At 52.7% G+C, this 9,107-nt stretch carries 13 protein-coding genes; 2 read left to right on the forward strand and 11 right to left on the reverse strand.

Annotated elements, in window-relative coordinates:
* Positions 1–4: 4 nt before the first annotated feature.
* From N5J69_RS21010 to N5J69_RS21045, 8 genes are read right to left on the reverse strand one after another with little or no spacing between them, the layout of a single operon-like run.
* Positions 5–559, reverse strand: a complete 555-nt coding sequence (locus tag N5J69_RS21010; RefSeq protein WP_159222856.1) for a TraV family lipoprotein — start codon at positions 557–559, stop codon at positions 5–7.
* On the reverse strand, positions 552–716 hold the full coding sequence (locus N5J69_RS21015) for an FtsK/SpoIIIE domain-containing protein (protein ID WP_159222855.1): 165 nt from the start codon (positions 714–716) through the stop codon (positions 552–554). Before N5J69_RS21015 ends, N5J69_RS21010 begins: the two co-directional genes overlap by 8 nt.
* Entirely contained in the window at positions 709–1,065 is a 357-nt protein-coding gene (locus tag N5J69_RS21020) for a hypothetical protein (RefSeq protein ID WP_159222854.1), read from the reverse strand. The genes N5J69_RS21015 and N5J69_RS21020 overlap by 8 nt, the downstream gene beginning before the upstream one ends.
* The gene (locus N5J69_RS21025; protein WP_159222853.1) at positions 1,062–2,414 is read right to left on the reverse strand and encodes a TrbI/VirB10 family protein; all 1,353 of its coding nucleotides are present in this window, start codon (positions 2,412–2,414) and stop codon (positions 1,062–1,064) included. Before N5J69_RS21025 ends, N5J69_RS21020 begins: the two co-directional genes overlap by 4 nt.
* Entirely contained in the window at positions 2,404–3,129 is a 726-nt protein-coding gene (locus tag N5J69_RS21030) for a type-F conjugative transfer system secretin TraK (protein ID WP_159222852.1), read from the reverse strand. The genes N5J69_RS21025 and N5J69_RS21030 overlap by 11 nt, the downstream gene beginning before the upstream one ends.
* On the reverse strand, positions 3,122–3,694 hold the full coding sequence (locus N5J69_RS21035; protein WP_039390256.1) for a TraE/TraK family type IV conjugative transfer system protein: 573 nt from the start codon (positions 3,692–3,694) through the stop codon (positions 3,122–3,124). Before N5J69_RS21035 ends, N5J69_RS21030 begins: the two co-directional genes overlap by 8 nt.
* Before the next feature lie 19 nt (positions 3,695–3,713).
* Positions 3,714–4,010 (reverse strand): type IV conjugative transfer system protein TraL, encoded by a 297-nt coding sequence (gene traL, locus N5J69_RS21040; protein WP_039390254.1) that lies wholly within the window; start codon positions 4,008–4,010, stop codon positions 3,714–3,716.
* 9 nt (positions 4,011–4,019) lie between these two features.
* Positions 4,020–4,349: a type IV conjugative transfer system pilin TraA gene (locus N5J69_RS21045; protein WP_159222850.1), complete on the reverse strand. Its 330-nt coding sequence runs from the start codon at positions 4,347–4,349 to the stop codon at positions 4,020–4,022.
* Positions 4,350–4,632: 283 nt separating this feature from the next.
* Here N5J69_RS21045 and N5J69_RS21050 point away from each other — a divergent pair, with 283 nt between their 5' ends.
* The gene (locus N5J69_RS21050; RefSeq protein ID WP_159222849.1) at positions 4,633–5,961 is read left to right on the forward strand and encodes a hypothetical protein; all 1,329 of its coding nucleotides are present in this window, start codon (positions 4,633–4,635) and stop codon (positions 5,959–5,961) included.
* 45 nt (positions 5,962–6,006) lie between these two features.
* On the opposite strand, the gene N5J69_RS21055 is transcribed toward N5J69_RS21050, so the two are convergent.
* Entirely contained in the window at positions 6,007–6,408 is a 402-nt protein-coding gene (locus N5J69_RS21055) for a hypothetical protein (RefSeq protein ID WP_159222848.1), read from the reverse strand.
* Between the two features lie 405 nt (positions 6,409–6,813).
* On the opposite strand from N5J69_RS21055, the gene N5J69_RS21060 reads away from it, so the two are divergent.
* Positions 6,814–7,314, forward strand: a complete 501-nt coding sequence (locus N5J69_RS21060) for a lytic transglycosylase domain-containing protein (protein ID WP_159222847.1) — start codon at positions 6,814–6,816, stop codon at positions 7,312–7,314.
* Positions 7,315–7,571: 257 nt separating this feature from the next.
* Here the strand turns inward: N5J69_RS21060 and N5J69_RS21065 are convergent, their stop codons facing one another.
* Both N5J69_RS21065 and N5J69_RS21070 read right to left on the reverse strand, forming a co-directional pair.
* Entirely contained in the window at positions 7,572–8,426 is an 855-nt protein-coding gene (locus tag N5J69_RS21065) for an LPD29 domain-containing protein (RefSeq protein WP_159222846.1), read from the reverse strand.
* 64 nt (positions 8,427–8,490) lie between these two features.
* Positions 8,491–9,081 carry a hypothetical protein gene (locus N5J69_RS21070; protein ID WP_159222845.1) on the reverse strand — a complete coding sequence of 197 codons (591 nt, stop codon included), beginning with the start codon at positions 9,079–9,081 and terminating at the stop codon, positions 8,491–8,493.
* Positions 9,082–9,107 lie beyond the last annotated feature (26 nt).

Below are 9,107 nucleotides of genomic sequence, written 5' to 3' on the forward strand. Positions count from 1 at the left end.
GACCTCACATCAGAATGCCGCTCCAGTCGCCATGACTGGAGACGCTGTAAATGACCTCGCCCATGTGGACGTTGCTGTCAGGGGAGACGTACGGTGCAATCCAGATGCGTGCTACACCGTCAGGACGGCGGAAGGCGGCTGCTGGCTCCGGGAAGCAGTGCGAGGCGCTGCAGTACGCGGTCTGTCGGGCATCGGTGCGCAGAACACCGTTTTCCCGCGTGAACGGGCGGACCCCGCCGGATGACGCAAGGCGTACCGGGATGCCATCGTTCAGGCCGCTGTGGCCCGCCTGCGCCTCCGTCTGCGGGTCCAGGCGGATGGTGCCGGTATCAATCAGGCGGTAGTCGTCCAGGCGAATGCCAGCGCCGGTAAAGCCGCCTGCGGTGGAAGCTGCTGACGGGGCGTTGCCGCTGCTGCCAGCAGACATGTCGTCGGCCTGCGACATCCAGACCCCGGAGTCCTTAGCAGGCTTGTCGAACTCAAAGTCGCTGTTCATGCCCGCACAGCCGCTCAGCATGACGCCCAGCGCGCTGATGATAAAAGAGTGTGCTTTAGTCATGGCGCTCTCCGTCTGTGTGTTGGTTGAGAAGGTCTTTAATAAGGGACATGGCCAGCACGGTTTTCCCCGCTCCGGTTTCGCCCGCCATCAGGAAGTGACCAGCAGAAGACTGATCATCAGCAGGATGTGTATTGCATACATATATCGGGTTATTCATGGTGTTCTCCGCGCGCGCTACCGGATGACAGCGCGTCGATTTCGGTAAAGTCGATATATAGGTCGCCGTGTTTGCCGCTGGTCCCGAGCCGGGACAGCATGTCCAGAGCGAAGGTGTCGCCGGGTGCCACCTCCAGCAGGCGGCGCAGCGTTTCCCCGAAAAGCGCGACGTAGCCGTCGTCAGGAATGAGTCCGGGTTTGCAGTAGAGCTTCTTGACGCGGTAACCCAGTGCCTGCAGACCCGGAATGCGTGCATCGGCCTCACGCCCGAAGCAGCTCACCGTTCTTTCGGTAAACACCATCCAGCCGCAGTGCTCTGCGTGACGAAGCCGGATTTTTGTGTCTGTCATTGCGCAACACCCTGTGGAGTCATATTTTTCGGCTGGCTGCCTGAAGGGGTAACGAAGTCATTCATATTGAGACGCGTCGCGTCGCCGAGTTTGCCGACAAGGTCCGGCGGAAGACCGCTGTTGCCCTGCTCACGCGTCTGCGTGTCCTGCTGCTGTGCGCCTGAGCGCTGCTGCTCTTTTGCCAGCTTCGCAGCCTCTTCATCCTCAATAAATTTCGCGCGGAACCCCTCAATAAAGACCACCTCCACGCGGTTCGCCGCGCCTATCGGGATAATCGGGTGATACTGCTCGGCGCGCTCGATGTAGTAGTCGGCCAGCTTGTCCGCCGCCTTACCCACGCCGCCGCCGATGGCACCGCGCGCCACGTCTCCTCCGCTTACCGTGCTGGTTGCGCCAATGCCAGTCACTGTCTGACCAACCTGCGAGGCGCTCTGCCCCAGCCCACCCAGCGCGCCGGCGGTAAACGCCAGCCCGAGGATTTTACCGTTGCGCATTACCGGCACTCCCTTGATGCCGTTCTTCCCGTAGAAAGCGACGTGACCCTTCACCGCCTGATCGATATGTTTACCGTCAATGATGCAGGAGAGACGCTGCAGCTGAACGATGGCCCGCTCGCTGGAGATGTCGCCGTAGGCAGCGGCCGTCACGAAGCAGTTATCGAACCGGTCGAACTTGTTGTTGCCCGGCAGGTGCGCTTTTCCCTTGAGCTTAAACTGCATCGGCACCAGGTTATTCTCCCCGCGCACCGAGGCGTTGGCATCGGCGCCTTCAATAACGATGGCGTCGGAGAACGTACCGGTCGGCACCCAGAAGGAGGTGTCTTTCGCTTTGGGCTCAAACGGCGAGTAATCAAACGTCTGGTTATCGATCTGGCCCCTCTGCACGGGCGCAGGCGCAAAGGTATATTCTGTGCGAGGCGGTGTATAAGCTGCGCTCTGCTGACCGCCCGGAGCGGTCTTAGACTGGTTCTGCTGATTTTTCAGCTGTTCCATCAGGTCGCTGACATTCTGTTGCAGGGACTTGTTGTTGTTCATCACGTCCGACATCTGGTCTTTCAGCGACCTGAAGTCTTTCTGCATTAAGGAGAGCTGCTCCCGCGCTTCCTTCTCGCGGTTCTGTGCGCTCACCAGCAGCGAGCCCTGCCCCGAACCGTCAAACGTATTCACTACGCCGCCGCCGGTCAGGTCCGGCTCGGCGGCAGCTTTATCGGGCTTACCCGCTTTGTTCACCGCATGACCGGACACGCCTCGGTTGGCAAGGTACAGGCCGCCGATGATTACGGCAGCGGCGGCCAGAATGATGGCAAACAGCCGGCGCTGCTTGCTGCGGACCAGGCTGTTAAGGTTCATCCGGGCCTCCTCGGGTGCGGAACACAGTGATCACCGACACCTTTGCACCCGGCTCCAGCACGTCCAGCTGTGGATGAAAAGCGACGGCCATTACGCCCGGACTCCAGAAGTAGCGCTCACTCAGGCGGATGCGCTGCGAAGAGAGGCTGGTTAAGTCGGTGCGCACGATGCGGACCCGGTCGCCCTGCCACGCGGTCACCGGACGCAGGGCAAAGGCGCTTTTCACCGATTCGCTTACCGGTACGTCGGTATTTTTGCTGAACACGTAGCCAGCAGGCTTGCGGTTGGTGATAAAGCGCCCGACAAGGCCGCTGATGAGCGCGCTGTAGGTGTCCTGCTTCTGCTCGTACTCCCGTGCCTCCTCAGTACCCTGTACCTCGCGGTTATCCACCGTCAGGCTCAGCCCCGCTCTTTTGCCAGGCGTGGCCTGCACAGAGAAGGCAAAGCCTGACTCTGTCTGAACGAACATGGTGAACGGCTTATCGGTTACGGTAGAAAATACGATTGCGCCTTCCGGCGTGGGTGATTTGGCGCTCAGCACCCCCTGCGCCGCCTGTACGCTCAGAATACGGTCGTCATTTACGCGCAGGTAGTTTGGGTTAGTGTTGCTCACTGCCGCGTTTACGCGGGCGCCAGGGTTAAGCGTCAGCTGTTCGGCGCGGGCACCGAAGGCGGTAAGCAACGCCACGGCGCTGATTAACAGGGATTTACGCATCAGGAACCTCCAGGAAAGCGCTCCAGCAGAGACGGTTGTTTCGGGTATCGGTGCGCAGGCGGTAGTGCTTTTTCACCGGGTCCGCATCATGCAGTCCATAACTCAGTTGCAGATCGCCGATGACGTCCACGATGCCCTTATCTGGCCAGACGCTGACATCCTTCGGATAGAACACCGAGCCGCCGCTGTTTCCCTTCACACGTGAGGCTTCGTCTGCCAGCACGCCTTTCAGGGACTTCTCTGCGCCGTCACAGGCACCGGCCAGCAGCATTTCGTGGCTGGCGTCCGCGTTGCTGTCGGAAATGTTGAGGCGCAGGTTCAACCACGCCAGCGCCATCAGGCGAAGGTAGCGGGCGTCGCCGCGCTCGCCGGTAAAGCTGAACGGCGTGTCCGCGCCGTAGGGAATAACAATGGTCTGTCGGTTGTTAACGAGCTGATTCATGAGCGCCCGGTTATCGCCGTAAATGCGCCAGCAGAGCGCCAGCGCGAGGATCGTGATAACGAGCAGCACCAGAATAGCCACGGCCATATTGCGGTTTCCCGCCGAACGCAGCTTTAATTCCATGTTGTCTCCGGAGGGGGGGTCAGGCGACCCAGTGCCGTTTGTAGCTGTCAGGCAGGATGCTGATAAAGAAGCGCATCACTGATGTAGGCAGGCACCAGTACGCCAGGTTGAGAAGATACTGAGAACCGCGGCCTTTCTTGAGATGACGAATTCCAACCACGGCGGCTAATAGCGTGGGGCCGAAAATCCACATGTTGAGGAAGATTGCGAGCAGTGCCAGTGGCACGTACAGGCAGAACTCATCAGGTGGCAGCCCCACGAACCGCTTTTGCTCGGAAAACGTAGCCGCAAAGGTATACCGGTCACGTTTATCCATTAGCGCGAATTAAGAGGGGATGATGCCGAAGGCGACGTTGATAAACACCATGACTGCGGCGATACCGCCAAACATGGCCAGGTTCTTGGTTTTCACATAGGTAAACACGGCAGCGATGATTTCGAGGATATACAGAATCCAAACTACTGTACTTCCAGACCCGAACGTATCGTTAATGGTAGTTTTCCCGTTTGCGAAAAGGTCTTCCGCGTGGGCTGGCATCGCAGCAGCAGCCAGGATCGCCATTCCAGTGAATAGAGCAGATTTGTTTGCTTTGCTCCACGCTACCGCCCCTGCCTTGCGGCAGTAATTTACACACGAAGAGAGAGTGCCCTTCATAGGAATTTTCCTCAGTTAGGGTTATAATGGTCAGTTGGTTGAACTACCTTTTGTCACTATCTGTATTGCCTTAAGTCAGATTCCTTTTTTGCCAGTTACGCCTCCTTTAAACATTATTGGTATTGCAACAGATGCTTACGTTTCCCTGGTTGACTGACGTTTTTTTACGCTCCTGGATCACACACTTCAATTTAAGTTATTGATCTTACTGATCAATTTCACTTATCGTCATAGTCAGCAATTTTACTTAAGTCCATAACTGGTTGAACGGAAATGAAAAATCATGGCTGACGCTGCCGACTTGATTGTTCGAATCGCCGAACCGGCGGGTTTTGCGGCGAAGGTTTTTAGGAAAAACGATGAGGCAGCCTTATGTAAGCTGCTTGAAGAAGCGATTTTTCGTTACAAACGCGACCCGGGCTGGTTTGAGGTCACGACGGCAGAAGGCCGTTTTTATGCCTGCCAGCTGGTGACTATTCCCCTGCTCGCCTTTATTTCAAAACGCGTTCCCGGCAGTCAGCTACGGGCCGCAGCAGAAAAAACACTCGCGTATATCAGAGAGCATTATGACGTATGCGATCCAGACACCTGGATAATGATAAATGCCGATTTCCTCACTCCCCTTCCCCGCCCCGGCGTCAACCTCTGGCAGGCTAGAAAATTAAAGAACAGTCTGGATAAAGCGATATTTATCGAGTCGGGAACGGACATTAAGACGGAGAATAAAAGCACTCCGTCAGTTTTTAAAAAATGTGATGAACAGACCGCAGGAAATACAGTTTCTACTGCAGGAAAAAGAAAAAACAGTCCCGATGAAGAAAAAGTAATGGAGCGTGTCATGCTGGGCTGGCGCGTAAAGGATATATGCGAAGAACAACACTGCTCTGAAGCCTACGTCTACAAGCTTATAAAGAAGCTGAAGGGAAAATCAGCAATGGATTATCGCTGGAAGCAGTGGGAATTGATTGCAGCAATGTATCATGCTGAGCCGAAAATGACGGTTGAGCAAATTGAAAAGGCATGCGGCGTATCGCGAGCAGTGATTTACCATGCAGTAAGAAAAATAGCCGAACGTGACGGAAAAGAATTAACGCCCAGGGAAAGAGAGAGAAAGCTTTCACAGGAAGACGTTGAATTAATAAAGCAGAAACTAGCAGATGGAATCCTGAGAAAAGATATTTGCATCGATTATGGCATTACCCTTGATACGCTCATTAAATACATTGGTATACGTGAAGACCACAAGGTTATATCCGACGAACTTAAAGATTATGCTGTCCGCCTGCGCGTGCAGGGTAAAACACTGCAGCAGACAGCCGATATCATCGGGGTGACGGTGGGGACAGTAAAAAAGGCATGGAGCAAAGTGAAAAACTCCCCTCAAATTAAGGAAAATCGCGTCAAGTATGATAACCGCAATGTACTGTCTAAGCGCGACCGCGATCAGGCCGTAAATGCAGTCCTGCGGGATGGACATACCCGAAAGCAGATTTATACGCAGTACGGAATTAATGCTCTTACGTTACGCCGTTATATCAGGGATGCACTAAAAAAAGAGACGCAATTATTAAGGACGACCGAGGCGGATACTGATAAGGATGATGATAACTGAGAGGGAAAGCCTGATGTGCTGCCGTGGACATCAGGCATGAAATGCTTATTTGAAGTACTCCAGCAATTTACCCGCAACCCGATCCTTCATTTCTTTAGGCCATTCCGGGTCAAGCAGACTTTCATTTTTTACGACTTTTGTCTGGTCAATCGTTTCTTTCATAATCCCAAAAATCGCGTCAATGATAAAACCGTTCATCAGCGCATTTTTTGCAATTAATTCCAGCTTCTGATCCAGTGTTTTCTCTGAAGCATCTTTATTAATTTTGTTCTCGTGAACTCTCAGCCCGAGCTTAAACATTTCCATAATGAAGGATGAACGGTTAGCCGTATCCCGGGATTCACCATCCTCTAGTTTTTTTTCCACATGCGCATCTACTTTTTCCAGCAGTGAAAAAGGCACGGTGAGATTTACCCTGTTTCTTTTCGATGACATTTCTTCGCTCATATTTTTTTCCGCCCTTTAAAAATAAGACTTACTGCTTAACATATCCGATGAGTGTGCATACCAGCGTCCAGATGCACGCAGTTTGAGCCTGAGAAAGTAACCATCGGGTAACCAACCCATCAAATCTGGGTAACCATCCGGTTACCATGTAGCTTTTTAATAGTCTAACTTACTGTTTTAAAATAAACAAACCTTGGGGTAACCCATAAGGAACCTGATAGCAACCAATAAGTTACCATCTGGTAACCATGTGCGTGGCTAATTTTTCTACAAATATCAATTAAGTCACTGTTATAAAAGAGATAAATAAGCAAAAATAAATTTGCGAGTGGTGTGTAAAAACCTAACTCTTATGATATTATTGAGCCTGACACCTCCCCCGAACTTTTCAAATCAGGAGCCGCAATGCGTTTATTCACTCACGCTGCAGCCCTGCTGGCGACAGGCATTTTCTCCGCCAGCGTGAATGCGGACTGTTTTATTAAAGCCGGTAAATGGTATTCCATCGACCCGGACTATCTGCGCGCTATCGCCTGGCAGGAGTCCCGCTATAATCCGGCGGCTATAAATACCAACCGGACGAAAGACGGCAAACCCGGTAGCAGTGATTACGGTCTCATGCAGATTAATTCGGAAACGATGCGGCGGCTGAAGAAAGAGTACCCTGGCCTTAGTAAGGAAAAGTTGCTCAGCGATCCGTGCCTGAACATTTATATCGGTGCGATGCTACTTCGACGTAATTTCAATCAGTACGGCACAACGTGGCTGGCGGTGGGAATGTACAACGCGGGGATGAAAAACAAGCCTGTGACCGTAACGAACCGTTATAACTATGCGATGCTGATTGACAAACATTACAAGGCGATTAAAGCAGGTACGATCCCGCGCAAGTCATTCAACGGCTAATCAGGTTTTAGTGCCATTAAGACCCGAACCTCATTTTAATTTTTCTGTACCAGATAATCTTAATGCCAGCAATGAAACTTGCGCACAGAATTACCTGAACCCGGTTCAATTCCGGAAACGGGTAACCTAAGCAATCCTCTTTTTTCTTACGTTCCGTCTGTTCCAGACATCGTGCCGGTTTATATCTATCCGTCTCCGGTTCAATACCGGCGGTGGATAACAGGCAAAAAGAAAGGAGCCTTCAGGCTCCCCTTTAATTACGGTTTTAGTTCTGAAAGCGTTCTGTTTATTTCACCCTGTATACCCTGACTGTGCCAGAAGTAATCCCGCCCGACCCGGTAAAGCTCACCGGCATTAAAACGCGCCAGCGTTATTTCCTCACCCTCCAGACTTCTGCCATATTTTTTAGCGATGAGATCCACCGCTTTTTGCTTCATCCCGTCCGAATAATCCCGGTCGGTAAAAACGTAGCCCACACCCCCATAAATCCGGTTGAATGGAGAGGCACAGGAAACGGACATATCTTGCATGCCATCAAAATAACTGTCTTTGTACTTGTCTGTTACGGTTTTTACTTCTTCCTCTGTAGGCCCATCGGTCCAGTTAACGCTTACGCTGTCATAGCTGCGCTTGCGCACGGAGAATTTAACGCCCGGAAATTTCTCCTTCAGCTCCTTACGAATATTAGATGTTACCTGCACGGCTCCGTTTTTATGCTGCGAGAGCGCGGCATATTCCGTTGCCGTTTTTAAACGCTGGCATTCAGCTGCATAATGGCGTTCTGCCTCTTCTTTTTCCTGCTGCTTACGGCGTTCTTCAGATTCCGCATGTTTCACAATGCGCGCCGTATCTTCTCCGCTTTTTATTTCCTGAAATATACTCCACTGTTTCCCGTGCAGGATACTTTCAGGCAGCCCACGTGATATTCCGCCGCTCTCAAACGCAATATCAAATGTCGCATTCCCGCCGTACGACACACACCCCGAAAGTGACCCTACTGACCCCGGACTCTGTTCGCCGTGAAAGGCGAAAACCACACCCCGCCCACGATTGTAAAGAACGGTACTGACCACCTGACCCACGACCACAGCCTGCGCATTCTGCATTTTCATTTCAGTTTTCCCTGAATTTGTAGAAAGGAAGAAACGGCCCGCCCCGGCAGGCCGCGCAACGTTTTCAGAACGGGATATCGTTTAAGGTGGTATCAGCGGCAACGGCAGTTACCTGATTTTCAGTCACCGGCTTCAGGGCGTTTTCCAGTGAGATAACGCCACGCGCAACGTCGCTTGCCCGGTAATAATCCAGGCCCGCATCACACGCTGCGTGAAAAAGGTCAAAAAACTTTTTTGCCTCTTCTGCCATCACCGATGAGGCGCGACGAATATATTCCCGACAGGCTTCCTGCCATGAATCCGTGCGGTAAAAAATCTGGCCACGGCTGGCAATGAGGTAACGCCCGGTTGCGTTTTCTCCCAGGTCGTACAGCGCTGTCATGCCCCGGCCTGAACTCGCCAGACGCGGCAACGTGGTATGTCCGGCAGCCAGCACTGCTACGACATCCGTTTCATTAAGTAGCAGCACGTCCGTGCCATAACTGCCGTTTTTCGCCGGAAAGTGCTTTCCTTCAGCTGGAATGATTTTTCCGCCCTCTTCGCCTGTGGCATGCCAGCGCGTACGCAGATCGTTCGCATTGACGCAGATTTTTTGGGCGGTAACCCATGTTTTGGAAGATTCTGAAGCGGCGGTGTTGACGTTTTGTGTGTGCATGCTGGTTCTCCTCTCAGGTGGTTAAG

It is taken from the genome of Pantoea sp. GD03673, from assembly GCF_029844725.1.
Lineage (GTDB): Bacteria > Pseudomonadota > Gammaproteobacteria > Enterobacterales > Enterobacteriaceae > Pantoea.